At 67.3% G+C, this 21,974-nt stretch carries 21 protein-coding genes; 6 read left to right on the forward strand and 15 right to left on the reverse strand.

Going from position 1 to position 21,974, the window contains the following annotated elements:
• Position 1: 1 nt before the first annotated feature.
• On the forward strand, positions 2-1,432 hold the full coding sequence (locus LCM15_RS03680; protein ID WP_224853167.1) for an aspartate kinase: 1,431 nt from the start codon (positions 2-4) through the stop codon (positions 1,430-1,432).
• A gap of 451 nt (positions 1,433-1,883) precedes the next feature.
• Here the strand turns inward: LCM15_RS03680 and katG are convergent, their stop codons facing one another.
• Positions 1,884-4,085: a catalase/peroxidase HPI gene (gene katG / locus LCM15_RS03685; protein ID WP_224853169.1), complete on the reverse strand. Its 2,202-nt coding sequence runs from the start codon at positions 4,083-4,085 to the stop codon at positions 1,884-1,886.
• A 171-nt stretch (positions 4,086-4,256) separates the two neighbouring features.
• Between katG and LCM15_RS03690 the strand changes: the two genes are divergently transcribed.
• Positions 4,257-5,165: a hydrogen peroxide-inducible genes activator gene (locus LCM15_RS03690; protein WP_224853171.1), complete on the forward strand. Its 909-nt coding sequence runs from the start codon at positions 4,257-4,259 to the stop codon at positions 5,163-5,165.
• 312 nt (positions 5,166-5,477) lie between these two features.
• Here LCM15_RS03690 and LCM15_RS03695 read toward each other — a convergent pair whose 3' ends face one another.
• The 11 genes from LCM15_RS03695 to purU all read right to left on the reverse strand — a co-directional run bounded on the left by LCM15_RS03695 (position 5,478) and on the right by purU (position 16,164).
• A complete protein-coding gene (locus tag LCM15_RS03695; RefSeq protein ID WP_224853173.1) occupies positions 5,478-6,398 on the reverse strand; it encodes a CehA/McbA family metallohydrolase in 921 nt (306 codons plus the stop codon).
• A gap of 88 nt (positions 6,399-6,486) precedes the next feature.
• A complete protein-coding gene (locus tag LCM15_RS03700) occupies positions 6,487-7,398 on the reverse strand; it encodes an ABC transporter permease (RefSeq protein WP_224853175.1) in 912 nt (303 codons plus the stop codon).
• Positions 7,395-8,468: an ABC transporter permease gene (locus LCM15_RS03705; protein ID WP_224853177.1), complete on the reverse strand. Its 1,074-nt coding sequence runs from the start codon at positions 8,466-8,468 to the stop codon at positions 7,395-7,397. Before LCM15_RS03705 ends, LCM15_RS03700 begins: the two co-directional genes overlap by 4 nt.
• On the reverse strand, positions 8,468-9,979 hold the full coding sequence (locus LCM15_RS03710) for an ABC transporter ATP-binding protein (RefSeq protein WP_224853179.1): 1,512 nt from the start codon (positions 9,977-9,979) through the stop codon (positions 8,468-8,470). Before LCM15_RS03710 ends, LCM15_RS03705 begins: the two co-directional genes overlap by 1 nt.
• 7 nt (positions 9,980-9,986) lie before the next feature.
• Entirely contained in the window at positions 9,987-11,084 is a 1,098-nt protein-coding gene (locus LCM15_RS03715; RefSeq protein WP_224853182.1) for a BMP family ABC transporter substrate-binding protein, read from the reverse strand.
• Between the two features lie 19 nt (positions 11,085-11,103).
• A complete protein-coding gene (locus LCM15_RS03720; RefSeq protein ID WP_224853184.1) occupies positions 11,104-12,459 on the reverse strand; it encodes an amidohydrolase in 1,356 nt (451 codons plus the stop codon).
• Position 12,460: 1 nt separating this feature from the next.
• Positions 12,461-13,135, reverse strand: a complete 675-nt coding sequence (locus LCM15_RS03725; RefSeq protein ID WP_224853186.1) for a glutathione S-transferase family protein — start codon at positions 13,133-13,135, stop codon at positions 12,461-12,463.
• On the reverse strand, positions 13,132-13,980 hold the full coding sequence (locus LCM15_RS03730; RefSeq protein WP_224853188.1) for an aromatic ring-hydroxylating oxygenase subunit alpha: 849 nt from the start codon (positions 13,978-13,980) through the stop codon (positions 13,132-13,134). The genes LCM15_RS03725 and LCM15_RS03730 overlap by 4 nt, the downstream gene beginning before the upstream one ends.
• A complete protein-coding gene (locus tag LCM15_RS03735; protein WP_224853189.1) occupies positions 13,977-14,651 on the reverse strand; it encodes a Rieske 2Fe-2S domain-containing protein in 675 nt (224 codons plus the stop codon). Before LCM15_RS03735 ends, LCM15_RS03730 begins: the two co-directional genes overlap by 4 nt.
• A gap of 109 nt (positions 14,652-14,760) precedes the next feature.
• A complete protein-coding gene (locus tag LCM15_RS03740) occupies positions 14,761-15,003 on the reverse strand; it encodes an acylphosphatase (protein ID WP_224853191.1) in 243 nt (80 codons plus the stop codon).
• 276 nt (positions 15,004-15,279) lie between these two features.
• Entirely contained in the window at positions 15,280-16,164 is an 885-nt protein-coding gene (gene purU, locus LCM15_RS03745) for a formyltetrahydrofolate deformylase (RefSeq protein WP_224853193.1), read from the reverse strand.
• Positions 16,165-16,736: 572 nt separating this feature from the next.
• Here purU and LCM15_RS03750 point away from each other — a divergent pair.
• The 3 genes from LCM15_RS03750 to LCM15_RS03760 all read left to right on the forward strand — a co-directional run bounded on the left by LCM15_RS03750 (position 16,737) and on the right by LCM15_RS03760 (position 19,155).
• Positions 16,737-18,092 carry an ammonium transporter gene (locus LCM15_RS03750; RefSeq protein WP_224853195.1) on the forward strand — a complete coding sequence of 452 codons (1,356 nt, stop codon included), beginning with the start codon at positions 16,737-16,739 and terminating at the stop codon, positions 18,090-18,092.
• Between the two features lie 15 nt (positions 18,093-18,107).
• Positions 18,108-18,272, forward strand: coding sequence for a hypothetical protein (locus tag LCM15_RS03755; RefSeq protein WP_224853198.1), 165 nt, complete (start codon positions 18,108-18,110; stop codon positions 18,270-18,272).
• 436 nt (positions 18,273-18,708) lie between these two features.
• Positions 18,709-19,155, forward strand: a complete 447-nt coding sequence (locus LCM15_RS03760) for a DUF4177 domain-containing protein (RefSeq protein WP_224853200.1) — start codon at positions 18,709-18,711, stop codon at positions 19,153-19,155.
• A gap of 60 nt (positions 19,156-19,215) precedes the next feature.
• Here LCM15_RS03760 and LCM15_RS03765 read toward each other — a convergent pair whose 3' ends face one another.
• Positions 19,216-19,473: a BolA family protein gene (locus LCM15_RS03765; RefSeq protein WP_224853202.1), complete on the reverse strand. Its 258-nt coding sequence runs from the start codon at positions 19,471-19,473 to the stop codon at positions 19,216-19,218.
• A gap of 74 nt (positions 19,474-19,547) precedes the next feature.
• Here LCM15_RS03765 and LCM15_RS03770 point away from each other — a divergent pair, with 74 nt between their 5' ends.
• The gene (locus LCM15_RS03770) at positions 19,548-20,177 is read left to right on the forward strand and encodes a DnaJ domain-containing protein (RefSeq protein ID WP_224853204.1); all 630 of its coding nucleotides are present in this window, start codon (positions 19,548-19,550) and stop codon (positions 20,175-20,177) included.
• Between the two features lie 459 nt (positions 20,178-20,636).
• Here LCM15_RS03770 and msrB read toward each other — a convergent pair whose 3' ends face one another.
• Both msrB and LCM15_RS03780 read right to left on the reverse strand, forming a co-directional pair.
• Positions 20,637-21,101, reverse strand: a complete 465-nt coding sequence (msrB, locus tag LCM15_RS03775; protein ID WP_224853206.1) for a peptide-methionine (R)-S-oxide reductase MsrB — start codon at positions 21,099-21,101, stop codon at positions 20,637-20,639.
• A 271-nt stretch (positions 21,102-21,372) separates the two neighbouring features.
• Positions 21,373-21,927, reverse strand: a complete 555-nt coding sequence (locus LCM15_RS03780) for a fasciclin domain-containing protein (RefSeq protein WP_224853208.1) — start codon at positions 21,925-21,927, stop codon at positions 21,373-21,375.
• Positions 21,928-21,974 lie beyond the last annotated feature (47 nt).

Raw genomic sequence — 21,974 nt, forward strand, 5'->3', positions numbered from 1 at the left:
CATGGCCCAGCATACGGTTGAAAAGATTGGCGGGACGTCGATGTCCCGCCTTCACGAACTGCGCGACACGCTTCTGATAGGCGGTCGCGAGGGTGCTGAGCTTTACGGCCGTATCTTCGTGGTCTCCGCGTTCGGCGGCATCACCAACCTGCTGCTCGAGCACAAGAAGAATGGCGAGCCGGGCGTCTACGGCCAGTTTGCCGAAAGCGACAACACGCATGGCTGGCATGATGCGCTGAACCGCGTTGCCAACGCGATGATCGAGGCGCACACCTCGATCCTCGAGCATCCGGCCGACATCCAGCAGGCGACGGACTTCGTGCGCACCCGCATCGACGGGGCGCGCAACTGCCTGATCGATCTGGCACGCGTCTGCTCCTACGGGCACTTCCGCCTGTCGGAGCACATGCTGCAGACCCGCGAGCTGCTCTCCGGCCTCGGAGAAGCGCACTCGGCGCATGTCACCGTGCTGATGCTGCAGCGGGCCGGCGTCGATGCCCGGCTGGTGGACCTCAGCGGCTGGCGCGGCGATGGCGATGTGGATCTCGACGAACGCATTCTCGGCGCTCTCGAAGGCGTCGATCCGATGACCGAGATGCCGATCGTCACCGGATATGCCCAGTGCAAGGAAGGCCTCATGCGCGAGTTCGACCGCGGTTATTCCGAGGTCACCTTCTCGCGTCTCGCCGCTCTGACGAGCGCGCGCGAGGCGATCATCCACAAGGAATTCCACCTCTCGTCGGCGGATCCCAACCTCGTGGGACAGGATGCCGTGCGCAAGCTTGGCCGGACCAACTACGACGTGGCCGACCAGCTGTCGAACATGGGCATGGAGGCAATCCACCCGAAAGCCGCCAAGACCCTGCGACAGGCCGACGTGCCGCTGCGCGTGACCAACGCGTTCGAGCCGCAGGATCCGGGCACGCTGATCGACGACCAGCCGGCCGAGACCTCCGCGGTGGAGATCGTCACCGGTCTCGACATCATCGCGCTGGAACTGTTCGAGCAGGACATGGTCGGCGTTAAAGGCTACGACGCGGCGATCCTCGACGTGCTGACGCGGCATGACGTGCGCATTGTGTCGAAGGTGTCGAACGCCAACACGATCACGCATTACGTCGACGCCTCGCTCAAGTCGATGCGTCGCGTGGAGAAGGATCTCGCGAGGCTCTACCCCTCTGCCCGGATCTCGTCGCGCACGCTGGCGATGGCCTCGGTCATCGGTCGCGATCTCAGCGGGCTTTCGTGCCTGCAGCGCGGCCTCGTGGCGATCGCCGAGGAAGGCCTCGAGGCCATCGGCGCCAGCCAGGGCCCGCGCAATGTCGACGTTCAGTTCATCATGGAACGCGACATCCTGCAGCCGGTGATTAAGGCTCTGCACAAGACCTTTATCGAGGCGCAGGACAAGCCCGAGATGCGCAAAGCCGCCTGAGACGCGGCCCGGTCCTAAAGGTCCACTGACCGCCCCGCCCCGCGCGGGGCGGTTCTTTTTTATGCGGAACACCGGCGCCGACCTTTGGACCCTGCGCGTGCGATCCCGTCCAGCCTGCCTCCGGCGGGAGTATTTTTGACGAAGAGAAGCAGGGGCGCGGCGCCCTAGTCTTCTTTGGTTCAAAAATACCTCGGGGGTGAATTGGCGCAAAGCGCCAAGAGGGGGCAGCGCCCCTCCCTTCTCTTTGGGGCGCCCCTCTAGCGCATCCTAGGGTCGCGCCCGTTCCCCACGGGTGAAAGCGCTCCCAACCGGACGCACCGCGTCCGATATCGCGCCAGTGCCAACGAAAACCCCGCCGACACCAACGGTGCGGCGGGGCAGAAGCGCCCGTTCATGACGGGCACCGGTATCAACGCAGGGCGGCGCACCGCCCTGCCAGGTCAGCCCAAGCTCAGGCCGCCAGGTCGAAGCGATCGGCGTTCATCACCTTGGTCCAGGCCGCGGCGAAATCCTTCACGAACTTGCCGTGGTTGTCGTCCTGGGCATAGACCTCGGCATAGCCTCGCAGGATCGCGTTCGAGCCGAACACAAGGTCGACGCGGCTGGCGGTATACTTCACCTCGCCCGACTTGCGGTCGCGGATCTCGTAGGTGCCGCCGGCCACCGGAAGCCACTGGTAGGCCATGTCGGTGAGCACGTCGAAGAAGTCGGTGGTCAGGGCCCCTTCGCGCTCGGTGAACACGCCCAGCTTGGCCCCGCCGAAATTGGTGCCCATGGCGCGCATGCCGCCGATCAGCACTGTCATCTCGTTCGCCGTCAGACCCATCAGCTGGGCACGGTCGAGAAGCATCTCCTCCGGGCTGACCACGTACTCGGTCTTCTGGAAGTTGCGGAACCCGTCGGCCAGCGGCTCGAGCGGATCGAAGCTCTCGGCATCGGTCATCTCGTCGGTCGCATCACCGCGGCCCGGCGCGAAGGGCAGCTCGAGATCGACGCCCGCGGCCTTCGCCGCCTGCTCGACACCGAGATTGCCGGCCAGCACGATCACGTCGGCGATCGAGGCCCCGGTCTCCGCCGCGATCGGCTCGAGCTTGGCGAGCACCGCCGCGAGACGCTCGGGCTCGTTGCCGACCCAGTCCTTCTGCGGCGCAAGCCGGATCCGGGCGCCGTTGGCACCGCCACGCTTGTCGGAGCCGCGATAGGTGCGCGCGCTGTCCCAGGCGGTGGCCACCATGTCGGCGAGCGGGATGCCGGCGTCGGCAATCTTCGCCTTCACCGCCGCCACGTCGTAGGAGGTCTCACCGGCGGGGATCGGGTCCTGCCAGATCAGGTCTTCCTGCGGCACGTCGGGGCCGTGGTAGCAGGCCTTGGGGCCCATGTCGCGGTGGGTCAGCTTGAACCAGGCGCGGGCGAAGGTGTCTTCGAAATACTTGGGATCGGCCATGAACTTCTGGCAGATCTCGTTGTAGACCGGGTCGACCTTCATCGCCATGTCGGCATCGGTCATGATCGGCATGGTCTTGATCGAAGGATCCTCGACATCCGCCGGCATGTCCTCTTCCTTGATGTCGACCGGCATCCACTGGTTGGCGCCGGCGGGCGATTTCTTGAGCTCCCACTCGTGGCCGAAAAGCATGTCGAACCAGCCCATGTCGAACTTGGTCGGGTCGGTGGTCCAGGCGCCTTCGATGCCCGACACCATGGTGTCGCGGCCGATGCCACGGCCATTGGTCTTCATCCAGCCGATGCCCTGATACTCGGGGCCGGCGGCCTCGGGCTCGGGCGAGAGGTCCTCGGCGCGGCCATTGCCGTGGCACTTGCCGATGGTGTGGCCGCCGGCGGTCAGCGCCGCGGTCTCCTCGTCGTTCATTGCCATGCGGGCAAAGGTCTCGCGCACCTGGTCGGCGGTCTTCTGCGGATCGGAGACGCCGTTCACGCCCTCCGGGTTCACGTAGATCAGGCCCATCTGCACCGCGGCCAGCGGGTTCTCCATGGTGTCCGGCTTCGAGACGTCATCGTAGCGGGTGTCGGAGGGCGCCAGCCACTCCTTCTCGGAACCCCAGTAGGTGTCGCGCTCGGGGTGCCAGATGTCCTCGCGGCCGAAGGCGAAGCCGAAGGTCTTCAGGCCGGCGACCTCGTAGGCGATGGTGCCCGACAGGATCATCAGGTCGGCCCAAGAGATCTTGTTGCCGTATTTCTTCTTGATCGGCCACAGCAGGCGGCGGCCCTTGTCGGTGTTGACGTTGTCCGGCCAGCTGTTGAGCGGCGCGAAGCGTTGGTTGCCGGTGCCGCCACCCCCACGGCCATCGGACAGGCGGTAGGAGCCTGCCGCGTGCCATGCGACGCGGGCGAACATGCCCACATACGAGCCCCAGTCGGCCGGCCACCATTCCTGACTGTCGGTCATCAGCTTCCGCAGGTCGTCCTTCAGCGCCTCCACGTCGAGCGTCTTCAGCTCTTCGCGGTAGTCGAACTCCGGCCCCATCGGGTTGGTCTTGAGATCGTGCTGGTGCAGGATGTCGAGGTTGAGCGCGTTGGGCCACCAATCCATCACGGTGGTGCCAAGCGCCGTCAGGCTGCCATGCATCACCGGGCACTTGCCGCCGCCGCGGCTGCTTTCGTTGAGGTCGCCTTCGACTGTGTGTCCGTCCATGATATCCTCCAGAGAACGCCTTGGGTGTCGGTACAGGTCCCGAAGACCGCCCCGGGATGCCATGTCGCACCCCTCTTTGGCGGGCCCCGGTGTCACCGACTGGAATCGTTCTAGCAAAGGCACCCCATAAAACCCAATTGCATTTTCTTAAACACCCGATAAGACCGGCTTATGGCAAACATTTCGATGAAACATCTGCGCTATTTCGATGCGCTGGCCCGGCTGGGGCATTTCGGGCGCGCCGCCGAGCTGTGCGCGATCAGCCAGCCGGCGCTGTCGATGCAGATCCGCGAGCTCGAGGCGCTGATCGGCGCGCCTCTGGTCGAACGCGGGGCGCGGCAGATCCGGCTGACCTCGCTGGGCGAGGAGTTCGCCGCCCGCAGCGGCGAGATCCTGCGCTCGGTCGACGATCTCGCCGATCTTGCGCGCGCCGCGCAGGGGCCGCTGGTCGGGCGGCTGCGGATCGGCGTCATTCCCACCGTCGCCCCTTACCTGCTGCCGCGGGTCATCACCTCGCTGGCGCAGGAATACCCCGGGCTCGACCTGCGCCCGCGCGAGGCGGTGACGAAGACCCTGATCGAGGATCTGCTCGAGGCCCGGCTCGACACGGCGATCGTGGCGCTGCCGATCTCAGAACCCGGGCTCGAGGAGGTGGCGCTGTTCGACGAGGAATTCGTGCTGGTGCGCGGCCCCGGCGAGGCCCACAAGCCGGTGCCGGACCCGATGATGCTGCACGAGATGCGCCTGCTGCTGCTCGAGGAGGGGCACTGCTTTCGTGACCAGGCGCTGTCCTATTGCAAGCTCTCCCCCTCGGTGACCCGCGACCTGATGGAGGGCAGCTCGCTCTCGACGCTGGTGCAGATGGTGGGGGCCGGGATCGGCATCACGCTGATCCCCGAGATGGCGCTGCCGATCGAGACGCGCTCGGCGCAGGTCTCGTTGGCGCGGCTTCCGGCGCCGGCCCCGGTGCGCACCATCGGCATGGTCTGGCGCAAGTCGACCCCGCTGGGAGAGCAGCTCGCCCGCATCGCCGAGATCGTCCGCTGCGTGGGCGCGCCCGCCGCGGAAAGCGCGGCGTAGAGGCCCGCAAGCGCTGCGCCGGGTCGCGGGGGGGGCGATAGGCCCTGCCCTCTTCCCTCTCCCATCTCGGCTCCCCGGATCTGTCTCTTAGAAACAGGGTCGGGGACCGCGCTTCCTGTTGCCCCGGCGCTGCGCCTTCCGATACAAGGAAGGGGGCTCTGCCCCCTCTTGGCGCTTTGCGCCAATTCACCCCCGAGGTATTTTTGAACCAAAGAAGACAAGAGCGCCGCGCCCCTGCTTCTCTTCGTCAAAAATACTCCCGCCGGAGGCGTCCGACGCTGCCACGGGCGAAGAGGCCGGGCGGGCGGTGCCTCAGCGCCAGACCGGGTTCGACCAGGCGCGTTTGCCGGCCCGGTCGATCACCGTGACCCGCAGCCACGGGCTGTTGCGAAAGCGCTCGAGCGGCACCGTGGCCGAGGTCAGCGACTGGCCGTGCACCGCGGTGGCGGCAGAGCCGTGGCCCTGCACGATCACCGTCTGCACCGCGGTGCTTTCGACCGTGACGGCGTTCGCGTCCAGGCGGACGGCGCGCAGTTCGGGGCCCTGGCTGGAGTAGAACGCCCCGCGCTTCAGCGCGTCGAGCAGCGCGTCGGGCGTGTTCTCCTCGGCCTTGACCATCACCCAGCCGCCGAAATGATCGGGCTCGGTGAAATGCGCGTCATCGGTGGCGACGAGGCTCACGCGGCGGCCTTCCGACAGCAGCAGGTCGGCAATGGCGGCTCCGTCGGCGCGGTCGCAGCCCATGGCGCAGCCGTGGTTGTAGATCTCGACCGCGTGGGCCGCTTCGAGGCTGCGCGCGTCCTCGAGCGTCAGCCCCGACCATTGCGGGTGGGCGATGGCGACGAAGGCCCCGGCGGCGCGGGCGCGGGCGGCGATCTGGGGGCCGGTTTCCTGCCCGGCGACGGGCGCAAATCCGGGTGCGTGCGGCGGCTGGAAGTCCTCCGGCAAGCCGACGGCGAGGATGTGCCACAGCTCGCCGTTCGACATCGCGCCCGAATGGATCTCGGCGCCGAGGAGCGTGGTGAAGCCCGCCTCGCGGAACGGCTCCGTGTCGGTGATCGGGTAGCCATAGGCGCCGACGAAATGGTCGGTGAGCGCGAGGAAATCGTAGCCCTCCGCCCGGTAGCGGCGGCAGACCTCCTGCGGCGTCAGACCGCCATCGGACCGGTCCGAATGGGTGTGCAGGTTGCCGCGCCAGAACCGGCCCGGTGCGCTGAAGGCGGGAAGCAGCATCGCCTGTCTCCTCTCAAGGTCCGGCAGGGCCTAGCGCGCGGGCGCGACGCTTTGATGACAGCCGCGGCCCCCGGACCTCCCCGACAGCTCAGCGCCCGAACGGTTCGCCCAGTGATGCCACGCCATTGACCTTGAGCAGCCGCTTGTTGGCCGAGATCGCGCCCAGCACGAGGATCGTCACGATGTAGGGCAGGCTCGCCAGAAGCTGCGAGTTCAGCGCCACGCCGCCGGCCTGCGCGGCGAGCTGCGCCAGGGACACCGCGCCGAACAGCACCGCGCCGAACACCACCCGCCCGGTCATCCACGTGGCGAAGACCACCAGCGCCAGTGCGATCCAGCCGCGCCCGGCGATCATGCCCTCGGCCCAGAGCGGGGTGTAGACCGTCGCCGCGTAGGCGCCCGCAAAGCCCGCCATCAGCCCGCCGAACGCCACCGCGCCGTAGCGGATGCCGATCACGTTGTAGCCAAGCGCGCGCGCCGCGTGGGGGTTCTCGCCCACCGCGCGGATCACCAGCCCGAGCTTGGAGAACCGCAGCGTGGCCCAGATCGCCAGCGTTGCCAGGAGGCCCAGCCAGACCACCGCGTCCTGCGAGAACAGCCCGCCCACCAGCGGCAGCTCCGACAGCCCCGGCACCGACAGCTTGGGCAGGCCGGGCACGGTCAGGCTCTCGTAGCGCTTGCCGAACAGCGCCGAGAGGCCCTGCCCCAGGATGCCGATGGCGAGCCCCGCCGCCACCTGGTTGGCCCGCACTCCCAGCGCCAGCCAGGCGAAGACCAAGGAGAGCGCCGCGCTCGCCAGCCCCGCCGCGACGAAGCCCATGGCATGGCCGCCGCTGTGGCGCACCACGATGAAGGCCACCACCGCGCCGAGCGCCATCATGCCCTCGATGCCGAGGTTCAGCACGCCCGAGCGCTCGGCCACCAGCTCGCCGAGGGCGGCCAGCAGGAACGGCATCGCGGCGGCCAGCATACCGGCGATGATGAAGGACAGCGCGCTCATGCCGGGACCTCGTGGCCGTCGCGCACCAGCCGGTAGCGCACCAGCACGATCGCCGCGAGGTAGCAGCACAGCAGCGAGCCCTGGAACACCCGCACCGCGGCCACCGGCAGTCCGGCCGAGACCATGGCGTTGTCGCCGCCGATATAGAGCGCCGCCATGAACAGCGACGAGAACAGGATTCCCACCGGGTGCAGGCCACCCAGATAGGCCACGATGATCGCCGCGTAGCCGTAGCCCGAGGAGATGCTGCGCTGAAGCTGGCCCATCGGCCCCGCCACCTCGGCAGCGCCCGCAAGCCCCGCCGCGAAGCCGCCGATCAGCAGCGACAGCCACACCGCGCGGCCCTCGGAGAAGCCCGCATAGGCGGTGGCGTGCGGGGCCAGCCCGCCGACCACCAGCTGGTAGCCCTGAAAGCTCTTCTGCATGTAGACATAGGCCAGCGCGCTCCACAGCAGCGCCAGGATCAGCGCCACGTTGACCCGCGTGCCCGGGATCAGCGTCGGCACCATGGCGTCCCACTGGAACATCACCGTCTGCGGGAAGTTGAAGCCCATCGGATCCTTCCACGGCCCCACCAGAAGGTAAGCCAGAAGCTGCGCCGCGATCAGGCTCATCATCAGCGTGACGAGGATCTCGGACGCGTTGAGCCGCACCCGCCAGAATGCCGGCAGCGCCGCCCAGAGCGCGCCGCCCATCCCGCCCAGCAGCAGCATCAGCGGCCAGATCCAGCCGCCGGTGGCCTGCGGAAACCAGACCGGGATCGCACTGGCGAAGATTGCGCCGAGGATGAACTGCCCCTCGGCGCCGATATTGATCACCTTGGCGCGAAAGCCCACCGCCAGCCCCTGCGCGATGAGCAGCAGCGGCGTCATCTTCAGCAGCACCTCCGAGAAGGACGACCACGACACGAAGGGCTCGAGCAGCAGGGCGTAGAACACCGCGCCAGGGTCATTGCCCATGACGATGTAGAGCAGGAAGTTCAGCACGATGGCGAGCAGCAAGGCGCCCATCGGCGCCAGCACCGCCATGCGGCGCGAGGCGGTGGTGCGGCGGATCATCCGGATGCCCATCAGGCGGTCCCCTCTTCTGCGCCGATCATGTAGCGCCCGACCTCCTCGACCCGCGTGTCCGAGACCGTGAGGGACGGCGAGAGCCGGCCCTCGCGGATCACCTGGATGCGGTCGCAGATGTCGAACAGCTCCTCGATCTCTTCCGAGATCACCAGCACCGCGGCACCGGCGTTGCGCATGTCGACAAGGCGGCGGCGGATCTCGGTGGCGGCGCCGATATCGACGCCCCATGTGGGCTGCGAGACGAAGAACAGCTTCGGGGCCAGCTCCATCTCGCGGCCAACGATGAATTTCTGCAGGTTGCCGCCCGAAAGCGCCCCGGCCTCGGCCTGCGGGCCGGGCGTGCGCACGTCGTATTGCGCGATGCAGCGGCGGGTGAACGCGTCCTCGGCGCGGCGATCGATCAGGCCGCGCGTCACGAGGCCGCGCCCGTGCGCGGTCAGCAGGCTGTTGTCCGAAAGCGACATTTCGGGCACGGCGCCCCGGCCCAGCCGCTCTTCGGGCACGAAGGCAAAGCCGAGCCGACGGCGCGCGGCGGCGCCGAGGTCGCCCACCGGCTTGCCGAACATCCTCACCTCGTCGCGCGCCTCGGCGTGGCGGCGGGTCTCGCCCGAGATCAGCCGCGCCAGCTCGGCCTGCCCGTTGCCCGAGACCCCGGCGATGCCGAGGATCTCGCCCGCGTGCAGCTTCAGGCTCACCGCCTTCAGCGCCATCTGGAACGGATCGTCCGGCTGGTGGTCGAGACCTGCAAGCTCGAGCAGCACCGGCCCCGGCTCCCGCGGCACGAAGGGGCGCGGCGCGGGCATGTCGCGGCCGATCATCATCTGGGCGAGGTCGTGCGCGTCGTGCTCGCGCGGGTCGACATGGCCGGTCACCGCGCCGTCGCGCAGGATCGTGGCATGGTCGCAGATCGAGCGGATCTCCTCGAGCTTGTGCGAGATGAACAGGATCGAGACGCCCCGGTCGCGCAGCTTGAGCAGGGTCTCGAACAGTGTCCTGACCGATTGCGGCGGCAGCACCGAGGTCGGCTCATCGAGGATCAGCAGCTTCGGATCGGTCATCAGGCAGCGGATGATCTCGACCCTCTGGCGCTCACCGACGGAAAGCGCGTGCACATGTGCAAGCGGGTCGACCTCGAGCCCGTAATCCTGTCCGAGCTGGCGGATGCGAGCCACCAGCTCGCGCTTCTTTCCCGGCACGATGAGCGAGATATTCTCGACCACCGTGAGCGTCTCGAACAGGGAAAAGTGCTGGAACACCATGCCGATGCCCTGCGATCTTGCCGCATTGGGCGAGCTTGGAGAAACCACGTTTCCCTGCCAGCGCATCTCGCCCGCATCCGGGCTTTCGACGCCGTAGATCAGTTTCATCAGCGTCGATTTGCCGGCGCCGTTCTCGCCGAGAACGGCGTGGATCGAGCCCGCCGCGACATCGAGATCGATGTCGCGGTTGGCCCGGACGGTCCCGTAGCTCTTCGAGAGCCCGCGAAGAGACAGCAGCGGCGCCGGCATCGTCGGATCAGTTCGGCAGCGGCGTGGTCACGCCGGCGACGTGCCAGTCCATCGCCACGATGGCCTCGTCGGACAGCGTCTCGCCGTCCTCGACGCCCACGGTCTCGTCCTGCCTGACGATGCGGCCGGTGAACGGGTGGAAGGTGCCCTCGGCGATGGCCGCTTCGACCTCGTCGATCTGCGCCTTGGCCTCGGCCGGGATGTCGGGGTTCCAGTCGGTCACCTTCACCACGTTGTCCTCGACGCCGAGGAAGGCGTTGCGGCCCTCGAAGGTGCCGTCCATGTGCGCCTTGACCGACTCCATGAAGAACGGGGTCCAGTCGGTCTCCACGCAGCCGAGATAGTAGTTCGGCGCGTTTTCCTTCATCGAGGAGTTGAGGTTGAACACATAGGCGCCGGCCTCCTCGCAGACCGAGACCACCGAGGGGGTGTCCTGCGCGTTCGAGAAGATCACGTCACAGCCCTGCGCCAGCAGCGCCTTGGCGGCGTCCTGCTCCTGCGCCGGGTCGAACCACGAGTTCACCCAGACCACCGAGACTTCGATATCCGGGTTCACCGCCTGCGCGCCCAGCGTGAAGGCGTTGATCGAGGTGATCAGTTCCGGGATCGCGAAGGCCGAGACCGAACCCAGCTTGCCGGTCTTCGACAGCGCCGCGGCGGCCATGCCCATCAGGTAGGTGCCCTGGAAGTACTTCGCCGCGAAGGGGGTGAAGTTCGGCGCAACCATGAAGCCCGAAGCGTGCAGGACGGTGACGTCGGGGTTGCGGCGGGCGATCTGCATGGCGCCGTTCTGATAGCCGAAGCTGCCTGCAACCAGAACCTTGGCGCCGTCCGCGACCACCTTGTTCATGATGCGGTCGGCATCCGGCCCTTCGGCGATGCCTTCGAGGATGGTGATGTTCACGCCATCGCCATACTCAGCCTTGATCGGCGCGAGCCCCTCGGCCAGCGCGTGCGACCAGCCCACTTCGCCCACCGGCGAGGGCACGACGAGCGCGATGCCCAGCGGGTCCTGAGCGAGCGCGATGGAGGGGGCGATGCCGGCGGCAAGGCCGGTGGCAGCCGAGGTCTGCAGGAACCGGCGGCGGTTGAGATGCTTTGTCATGTCTCGATGACTCCCTGTTTTATATATCTATCTTGGCAAGCGACGCTTCGGCCTCGACGACCATCCGGCGCTCGTCGAGCCCGGGAAATTCACCGTCGGCCCAGACGATCCTGCCATTCACCATGGTCATGTCGGTGGCCATGCCGATGCCCACCCGCGGGATCAGGCTCTCGGGGTCGTGGCGGGTGCCGACATAGTCCATGCGGCGGCTGTCGATGGCAAAGAGGTCGGCGGCCATGCCCGGCACAAGCTGGCCGATATCCGTGCGCCCCAGCAGCGACGCCCCGCCAGAGGTCCCGTAGCGCAGGAACGCGGCCGGGGCGGGCACCGGGTGGCTGCGGCCCGAGGCCACCAGACATTGCAACATGTAGGCCGAGTGCAGGCAGTGCATGAGGTTCGAGTTGTCGTTGCTCGCCGCGCCGTCGCAGCCCAGCCCCACCCGCACGCCAAGCGCCTCCATCGCCGGGATCGGCGTGACCTCGGCGCCGACGAGGTAGACCGGCTCGGGGCAGTGCGACACGCCGGTGCCGCTGGCCGCCATCTTGCGCAGCTCGTCCTCGCTCAGCTCCCAGCAATGGGCATAGAACGTGTCCGGCCCGCAAAAGCCCATCTCCTCGAGATAATCGACGGTGCGCAGCCCGTGGCGCGCGCGGATCACCTCGCTCTCGCCCTCGCCCACGTGGCTGTGCAGGATCGCGCCCTTGTCGCGGGCCAGCTTGATGCTCTCCACAAAGGTCTCGCGGTAGCAGTTCACCGGCTGGCACGGCGCAAGCGAGACCTGCCGCATCGAGAACGGCCCGCCATCGTGATAGCTGTCGATCAGCCGCTCGCAATCGGCGAGGAATTCGTCGGTGGTCTCGAGCATCTCGTCCGGGATGGTCGAGCCTTCTGATTTCGGCAGCGTGTTGGTGCCCCGCCCGGCATGAAAGCGCAGGCCGATCTTTTCCGCAGCCTCGAACTGCCGGTCGACGATGCCTTTCCCCGCCTTGCGCGGAAAGCAGTACTGGTGGTCGAAGGCGGTGGTGCAGCCATGCTTGGCAAGCTCGGCCATCGCCGTCAGCGAGCTGTGATAGAAGCTCTCTTCGGTGAGCTGGGCGAAGATCGGATAGATCCGGTCGAGCCACTCGATCACCGAGAGCTTGGTCCAGTCGAGCGCCACTCGGTTGCGCACGAAGCACTGGAAGAAATGGTGATGCGTGTTGACAAGGCCGGGAAAGACGAACCAGCCGGCCGCGTCGATCACCTCGGCCCCCGGCGCGCTCAGCCCCGGCCCGATGGCCTTGATCGCCGGGCCGTCGGTCAGCAGGTCGACGTCGCGCAGCACCTCGTTCCCGGTCACCACGGCGGCGCAGCCCTTCAGCAGGTACCCGGGCATGTCAGGCTTGCTCCTTGCGGATCACCTCGGGCATCGGTCCCGGCTCGGGCTTCAGCTCGTGCAGGCGGTGGATGCCGGGCATCTCGACGAAGCCGTCCAGCGCCCGGATCGCCCGCATCCAGAGCCGGATCGAGGGATAGGGATCGAGCGGCAGCCCGCCATCGGGGGCCAGCGCCACGTGTGGAAAGCAGGCGATGTCGGCGATGGTGGGCCGGTTGCCGGCGAGGAAGCTCTCGCCGCGCCGCCGTGCCGCCGAGAGCGCCGCCTCGAGTTCGCGCAGGGCCTTGGTGGCCTGCCCACGCAGCGCGTCGATATCGCCCGGCGCCAGCAGCATGTCATGCGCCCGCGCGGCCCCCGCGCTGTCGGTCAGCCGCTGCGAGAAGGCGAGCCATTGCGCCACGCGGGCGCGCATGGCGGGCGTGTCCTCGCCCAGCCAGTCCGGAGCGTGCCGGGCGGCAAGATAGCTCAGGATGGCGGTGCTCTCTGTCAGCACCAGCCCGTCATCGCTGAGCACGGGGATGGTGCCCGCCGGGTTCAGCGCCAGCATCGGCTCGGAGAGATGCTCCTGCCCGGGGTGGACATCCACGGCGCGCAGATCGAGGCGGCGCCCGATCAGCGCCGCCAGCAGCCGCACGCGGTAGCACGAGGGCGAAAGGATGTAGTCGTAGAGGATCATGCCGCCACCAGTTGTGCACCGTAGGTAAAGCCGTGCCGCTTGAGCCAGCGGCGATAGGCGATCGAGGTCATGTCGGCCCGGGTCGGGATCTCCCGGCCGGGATCGAGCGGCAGCAGCGCCGGCAGCTGGTTTTCCAGCACCGACCGGTCCTGCACGAAGATCATCTGCTGGAAGTGGATCAGGTCGGTCATCTCGGCATCGTCGTCGTAGAGCGCCATGTAGGGCCAGACATCGCAGAGCGTCTCGGTCAGCGGCTGCACGAAGAGTGCGATCACGTCCCACTCCTCGGGTTTCGGCGGGCAGGTCTTGTAGAGCACCGAACAGGTCGGCGCGCAGACCCGGTACATGTAATCGGTGGTGATGCCGCCCTCGGCGGATTTCGCCGCCTGCGGCTGGAAGAACTTCACCTTGGTGGCCCAGACCTCGTCGACATCGTCGCGGATCTCGACCTCGTAGCGTTCGACCTCGGTGTGCGGCTCGGAGCCGAGGATGTCGGTGTGCACGAAGGGGAAATGCGCGATGTCGAGGAAGTTCTCCACCGCCCGCAGCGGCGAACAGCGCACCCGGCAGACGCCCACATCGACGAGCCGCCGACCCGGCTGGTCGACCTCGGGGATGGTGAAGAGATCCTTTTCCGGCTGGCCCAGCGAGGTCCAGACATGGCCGAAGCGGTCGATGACCGGCAGCGCGCGCCCTGCCCCGTCAGTGACCTTCGGCGTGCCGCCGTCGTCGGCAAAGACCCGGATCGGCGCGCCCATCAGCAGCGTGTCACGGCCCTGCGCCGTGAGCTGCTTGGTCATCGCCACCGGGTACCACTGATCGCGCATCGCGCCCAATTCGCTCATGCCGCCGCCTCCTCTGCCGCTTCCACCCGGCGCCGCAGCGCCTCGACCGCTGCCGAGAGCGCATCGAGCGCCGCCGGATCGCTGTCCTCTGGCGCCAGCAGGTGCAGTCCCGCCGCACCGTCGCGCAGCGGCTGGATCAGCGCCACCACGCTTAGGCCGGCAAGCGTGGCCTCGATCACCGTGCCGGTGCCGCCGAGCGCCGCGGCAACCGCCTCCGGCGCCGCCGCCACCTGCAGCGAGCGAAACGCCGCGAGGCCGGGAAACTCGGGCGGCGGGCTGTCCGGTGCGTCCTCGGCGACCCAGATCACGCCGCTGGCCTCGGCCGCCGAGAACACCGGCACCCGGATCGCCTCGGGCGGGGCCAGCTCGGGATGGGCTGGGATGCGCACGCAGCGCCCGCCCTCGCCATAGCCCCAGCCGTGATAGATGCAGGACAGACGCTCGCCGCGCACGAAGCCGTGCGACAGACGCATCCCGCGATGCGGGCAGCGGTCGGCCCAGGCGGCGATGCGCCCCGAGGCGCTGCGCCAGATCGCGAGGTCATGCGCCCCGAGCTGCCCCGGCGCGGCGGAGGCTGCGGGGATGTCGTCCGATAGCGCGGCGGGGGTCCAGTCGGTGGGCACGGTGTCTCCGGAATCGTCTAGGGTCACTGGCGCGTCGGATTCGATCACGCCGCCCCCTTAATGGCCATCCCGGCCCCCGGAGACCAGAGTCAGGGCGGCAAATTCGCACAAGGTTTCGGCGCGATGCACGGAAATTGGGCGCCGCCGCGAGGCGCAGCTACGCCCCGGGAATCCGTTTGCGTACGACCGTCTCAACCCAGGCGTCGATGGGGCCGAGCAGACAGCCCATCTCCATCGCGTCAAGCAAGGCCGGCGCCCCCTCGAACTCAACCGCCAGCCGCTCCGGCGCGCTGTCGCGCAGCCGCATTCCCACCCCCAGCCGCGCCGCGTGGCGCTCCACCCAGGGCAGGAAGAGCGGGGTGCCAAGCGCCCCTTCGATGGTGAATTCTTCGCGCGTCATCTGCGGTCCTGCGCTTCTTCGGAAACCGGCAAAGCAAACGCCCTTTGCCGACAGCCGTCAATCCCCGCCGCTCGGGCCGGCCAGCCAGCCCGAATCCTGCGCGGACGCAAATGTCCCATGCGCCGCCCCCGACCGCGGTGGACGGCCTGCCTCCGGCGGGAGTATTTTTAACGAAGAGAAGACGGGGGCGCGGCGCTCCTGGCTTCTTCTGGCCAAAAATATCCCGGGGGAGTCCGCGGCACGCGGACGGGGCAGCGGCCCCTCACACGGCGGGGCTCAGCCCATGCGTTCTGAGGCGTAGCTGCCCGGAGAGGCCGGGAACACCACCGTCTTGTTGCCGTTGAGGAAAACCCGGCGGTGGATATGGGCGTGGATCGCGCGGGCCAGCACCTGCGCCTCGACGTCGCGGCCCAGCGAGACGTAGTCCTCGGGCGATTGCGCGTGGGTCACGCGCGCCGTGTCCTGCTCGATGATCGGACCTTCATCGAGATCGGCGGTGACGTAATGCGAGGTCGCCCCGATCAGCTTCACGCCGCGCTCGAAGGCCTGCTTGTAGGGGTTCGCACCCTTGAAGGAGGGCAGGAACGAGTGGTGGATGTTGATGATCCGCCCCGACATCACCCGGCACAGATCGTCTGAGAGGATCTGCATGTAGCGCGCCAGCACCACGAGCTCGGCGCCGGTCTCCTCGACGACCTCCATGATCCGCGCCTCGGCCTGCGGCTTGTTCTCTTTCGTCACCCGGATGCAGTGGAAGGGGATGTCGTGGTTCACCACCACCTTCTGGTAATCCATGTGGTTCGAGATCACCGCCACGATGTCGATCGGCAGCGCCCCGATGCGCCAGCGGTAGAGCAGGTCGTTGAGGCAGTGCCCGAAGCGCGAGACCATGATGATGACCTTCATCTTGGCGGCCTCGTCGTGGAACTCGTACTCCATCTTGAGGCTCTTCGCGGTCTCGGCGAAGCGCTCGCGCAGTTCCTCCAGCGTCGCCCCCTGCTCGGACATGACGCTGACGCGCATGAAGAAATTGCCGGTCTCGAAATCGTCGAACTGCGAGCTGTCGGTGATGTTGCAGCCCTGCTCGGAAAGGAAGGCGGCGATCGCCGCGACGATGCCTCGGGTCGAGGGGCAGGTCACGGTGAGGGCGAATTTGCTCATGCTCAAAACTCCAGTCCATGGGCGGGCGCGTCATGCGCAAGGCCGGGAGGGTCGCCGCCGGGCCACGACCCGGCACCGCGGTCCCGGTGTCTTTCAGACGAATGGCGAAGACGCACCGGCGATGCAAGCCCGTCCGCGGCGCGCCGCCCGGCGAAAGCGACGCGGCAGGCGGGAGGCCACCCCTGCGCGGGCCGGTTCCTGGCATGAAACAGTCGTCGCATTGGGGCCTGCCCTGCCGGACACCTGCCGATCGTCGGTGGCTTACAGGACGGTGTCTTCGCCGCGCGGACGGGGCCTGTCGCGCGCACGGCTGGCTTTCTGCGCAGCGCGACAGACGGCCCGCGGGCTGGCCTTCTGCGCCACCGTACACGATCGCCCGCGGCGGCGCGCCCTCTTCTCGCCCTGCCCAAGCGGCGGGCACGCCCTTGAGAAAACTGCGCTCGAATAGACAACGACGGGACTCCCGAGGGCGCCGCAGCCCGGCGCGCTTCGTCGGGAGGAGACTTCATACACTCTGAGCGGAGGGGCGACAAAGCCCTGCCAACAACAACCGCGATGGGGAACCAAGGACAATGGAACAGGAACTTGCCGCGCTGACAGAGCGGTTGGCGGCTCTGGAGAGCGCCTCCGCGATGTCGGGCACGATCAACTCTGAGATCTTCTACTGGTGGTGCACGGCGCTGATGATCGCCATTCACGCCGGCTTTCTGGCCTACGAGATGGGCGCGAGCCGGGTGAAGAACGTGCTGGCGTCGGGGATCAAGAACATCCTCGCCTTCGCCTTCATGGTGCCAACCTTCTATTTCTTCGGCTGGTACATCTATCTTGCCTTCTACAACGGCCTGATACCGGCCGCGGACGGCGCGGCCGGCCTGCCGTGGGACCTGTCGATGGGCCCGAACCTCGCCGACAATGCCACCGGCATCTTCTGGGCGGCCTTCACGCTGTTCGCCGCGACAACCGCCTCGATCTTCTCGGGCGCCGTGATCGAGCGCATCCAAACCGCGGGCTTCCTGATCCTCGCCATCCTGCTGGGCTCGGTGGTGTGGATCCTCGGCGGCGCATGGGGCTGGCATCCGACCGGCTGGCTGACCGTCAAGTTCGGCTATCATGACGTGGGCGCCGCGGGCGTGGTGCACATGGTCGCGGGATTCTTCGCGCTCGGCGTTCTGCTCAACCTCGGCCCCCGCGTCGGCAAGTTCAATCCCGACGGGTCCGCCAACGCGATCCTCGCGCACAACATCCCCTTCACCATCACCGGCCTGATGCTGATCATCGTGGGCTTCTTCGGCTTTCTCGGCGGCTGCATCATCTACATGCCGGGGGAGCAGTGGATCAACATCTACGGCCAGCCCACGACGCTCTCGGCCTTTGCCTTCAACACCCTGATGGGCATGGCGGGCGGCATCATCGGCGCCTGGGTCAAGACCCGCGATCCGTTCTGGATGATGTCGGGCGCCCTGATCGGCATCTTCGCCGCAGCCTCCGGCCTCGATGTCTACTACCCGCCGGTGGCCTTCGTGCTTGGCACCTTCGGCGGCTTCGTGGTGCCGATGGTGGCGGTGCAGCTCGAGAGACTGGGCATCGACGATGCTGTGGGCGCCTTCCCGGTGCACGGTATCGGCGGCCTGATCGGCGTGGTCTCCTGCGGCATCTTCGCCGCTGGCTACCCCAATATCGACGGGATGCCGCCGGTCTCGCTCTGGGGGCAGATCGTCGGCGCCGTGACCATGGCCCTGCTGGGCTTCGTGCCGGGCTTCGCGGCGTCCTACGTCCTCAAGGTCTTCGGCCTGCTGCGCGTGCCGGATCACATTCAGGAAAAGGGCCTCGACATCGTCAAGGTGCCGGTCTCGGCCTACCCGGAAAGCTACACTCCGGGCCCGGTCAACGTCGTCACCCCCGCCGCCGCCGTTGCCCCGGCCGAATAAGAAAGGACACCGACCATGAACACCTCACCGATCGAAAGCTGGGAGGGCGCGGAGGCGGTTTTCACCTTCGCCGACAAACCGGCCATCCTGATACTCTTCCTGTTGCTTGCGGTCGCGATAACCGCGGGCACGATCATCATCGCCGCGGTGCACGAGAAGCACGCTTATAGCAGTCACTGACGTCCTGACATCTTCCAAGCACCAGAGGGGGCGGGCCACGCGGCGCGCCCCCTTCTTCATCCGGAGGACCGGTTCCAAATACAGGCCCGCGTTGGGGGTGTGGAGAGGCGTCCGTTGAGCGCCCTCCTCACCCGATTTGGAGTGCGAAGCGCACAAAACGCGAAGATTCTGGCGCAATCCGGGCAGAAACATGCCTCTTCCCCGGAAAGCTCTCAGGCTTTGTTAACTTAGTGTTTACCGGATCCGTGACACGGTCGGCCTCGCTTCCAGGACAGGTCGGAAGTGATTACCAACGATTGCAATAGTCATAACTGCTACGACGTTCGGAACCATTATCAGCCGGGAGGTCCGCAAGGGTCTCCCGGCTTATTCCGTTCCGGGTGGCGCTTGCGGCACGGGTTGCTAGGATGGCGCGACGCAAAATCACAGGCTTCCCATGACTCAATATCAATACAAGGTCGTTCCCGCCCCCGCGAAGGGCGAGAAGGCGCCCGGCGTGAAGGCGGCCGAAGACCGGTTCGCCCGCGCCATAGAACGGCTGATGAACGAGATGGCGGCGGATGGCTGGGAGTTCCAGCGCGCAGAGCTTCTGCCCAGCGAGGAACGCTCCGGCCTCACCTCGAGCCAGACCGTCTGGCGCAACCTGCTGGTGTTTCGCCGCCCCGCCGCGGTCTCGACCATCGAGGCGACCGAGGCGGAGCCCACCCTCTCCCCAGCCACCTCAGCGGCTCCCGAGGACGAGGCCGCTCTCGAAGGGCGCAGGCTGTCCTCGGCGGCGGACCTCGCCGCGCCCGACCGCGCCGAAGAAACGGCAGACGGTGATGTCGAAGGGGATACCGACACGCCGAAGCCTGCCGTCCGCGAAGACGACGACAAGACCTGACCCGACGCCGCGCCGTGGCCCGGCCCCGCTGCAGAAAGGCGGCAGGGCCGGCGCTAGGCGTCAGCCGTCGAGATCGAGCGACAGGGCGTGGATCGCCGCGGTAAGCTCTGCGCCCAGAGCCGCGTGCACGGCGCGGTGCCGGGCGATCCGGCTCTTGCCGGCAAGCTCCGGTGCCCGCAGGCGCACGTGGAAGTGGCTCTCGCCGCTGCCATCATCGCCCGCATGTCCCGCGTGACGACCGCTGTCGTTGCGCACTTCAAGCTCGCTGGGCGTGAACGCCTCGCGCAGCCGTGTTTCGATTTCCGCCGACCGTGACAAATTTCGTCTCCTGCCCTCTTCAAACTGGTGAGGGATTGTCTAAACTCCCTCGTCCGAGTCGAAAAGGTGAGACAATGAGCAGACCTGACCCCTTCGGTTTCGATATGTCGGTAAAGACTTCGAAGAAGAAGAATCCGCGCGGACGCCGCGGCATGTCCGGAGAACAAGAGACCTCCACTCGCGTCTGCGAGCATCCGGGATGCGATCAGCCCGGCAAATTCCGTGCGCCCAAGGCGCCGGATGTGCTCGATGAATATTACTGGTTCTGCAAGGATCACGTGCGCGACTACAATTCGCAGTGGAGCTTCTTCGACGGCAAGACCGAAGCCGAGATGAACGCCCAGCAGAGCTCCGACAAGGTCTGGGAACGCAAGACCAAGGATTACCGCGACCCCGAGGCCCGGGCCTGGGCCCGGCTCGGCATCGAGGACCCGCACCAGGTGCTTGGCGACAATGCCACGCGCAACCCGGGCCGTGCCGCGGCAACGGGCGGCGGACGCCGCCTGCCCCCGACCGAGAAGCGCGCCCTCGAGATCCTCGAGGTCGAGCGCGCCGAGACCAAGGCCGATGTGCGCAAGGCGTACAAGAAGCTGATCAAGGTGCTGCACCCGGACATGAACGGCGGCGACCGCAGCCAGGAAGAGCAGCTTCAGGAGGTTGTCTGGGCCTGGGACCAGATCAAGGACAGCCGCAACTTCAAGTAGACGGATCGGACCCGGGCGGCAGGGTTCATGCCGCCCGCCGGGCGCGACGGAAGTCGCTGATATCGCATCCGGACTGCCGCTTCACGCGGGGCGGGCGATAGCGCAGGACTTCTCCCTCCAAGATAAAAGTCGCGATAGACACACCCTTAAAAGTTGTGCTAGCAAAAACCTGTCGATGGTATTTTCCGTCGAAGGTCCCCGGGGATTCCCTGACCCGGGCACTCACGGACCGGCCAGGCCTGCGCGTCTTTCCCCTGGGCGCGCAGGCCCACACCCGGTCGCACCTCTCCTCGTGACGGCAGGTTTCCGATCGTCCCCACGACCGCCAGACCTTGCGAAGCGGATCGCGCCCTAGCTTAGCCGAAACCAGCTCGCTATCGCCTGAAAGTGGGGGGATCATGCCCCTCGTCCGCCGAGACCGGCGCGTTTCAGCGACCTACCAGAGCTGAAAGCTTGCCCTCAGGCCGGGCGGAAGCTCAGCGAGACGCCGTTGATGCAGTGCCGCTTGCCGGTGGGCGGCGGGCCGTCGTCGAAGATATGCCCCAAATGCGAGCCGCAGCGGCGGCAGTGGCACTCGGTGCGGGTCATGAAGAACGACCGGTCGGACTTGGTGCCGATCGCGTCCGGCAGCGCCTCGTAGAAGGATGGCCAGCCGGTGCCGCTGTCGAACTTGGTCTCCGAGGCGTAGAGCGGCAGATCGCAGCCCTTGCACAGGAATGTGCCGTCGCGTTTTTCGTCGTTGAGCGGCGAGGTGTAGGCGCGTTCTGTCGCCTCCTCGCGCATCACCTCGTATTCCAGATCGCTCAGCATGGCGCGCCATTCGGCCTCGCTGCGGCTGATCTCGAAGCGCTCCTCGGCGGCGGACGCTGCGCCACCAAGGCCAAGCATGGCTGCGCTGGTCGCGAGAAATCCTCTGCGGGTCATGGTGGGTCCTCCTGAGCTGTTTGCGGTTCTAAGGTGCGTGCGCGGCGGCGGTCGGTCCAGCCACATCGGCACAAATTCGCGCGAGATCCGGGATGTTGGGGATCGCACAGGCTCCCGCGCGAGGCCGCCCTGCCCGCTCCGGGCCGGACGGCACTGCCGAACGCTGAGGCCCGGCAGATCACGATTTCACCTCTCCGCAGTATCTGCTGACACCGCGGAGAGAGAGCCGCCCGGCCAAGTCGGGGGGAAAGGACCGGGCAGCGGGGGGCTCTTACATCGCCGGCAGGAGAACCCGGTCGATGACGTGGATCACGCCGTTCGACTGGCGCACATCCGCGATGGTCACGTTCGCGGTGCGGCCCTGCTCGTCGGTCAGGGTGATCGTGCCGCCCTCCATCTTCGCCTGCAGCGTGCAGCCGCCGACCGTCGGCACCGGGTGCATCCCGCCGTCATCGGCGATCATGCCGGCAATCGCGTCAGACATCGCGCTGGTCGCGACGACGTGGCAGGTCAGGATCTGTGCGAGCTGCGCCTTGTTCTCGTCCATCATCAGCTGCGACAGGCTGTCGTCGGAAATCTTGTCGAAGGCGTCATCGGTCGGCGCGAAGACGGTGAACGGCCCCTCACCCATCAGCGTGTCGACGAGGCCGGCCTGCTTGACCGCGGCCACGAGGGTCTCGTGATCGGCCGAGTTCACGGCGTTCTCGACGATGTTCTTGTCGGCATACATCGGCGCGCCGCCGACCATCGGGTTGTCCTGCGCCAGCGCCGGGGCGGCGGCAAGGGCAAGGGCGGATGCGACGATGGTGCTCTTGAAGATGGTCATTTGTATTTCCTCCTGGTTGGTCTCCTCCCACCCCCGATCGGAGCGGG

Source organism: Salipiger bermudensis (assembly GCF_020171625.1).
Taxonomy (GTDB): Bacteria; Pseudomonadota; Alphaproteobacteria; order Rhodobacterales; family Rhodobacteraceae; genus Salipiger; species Salipiger bermudensis_B.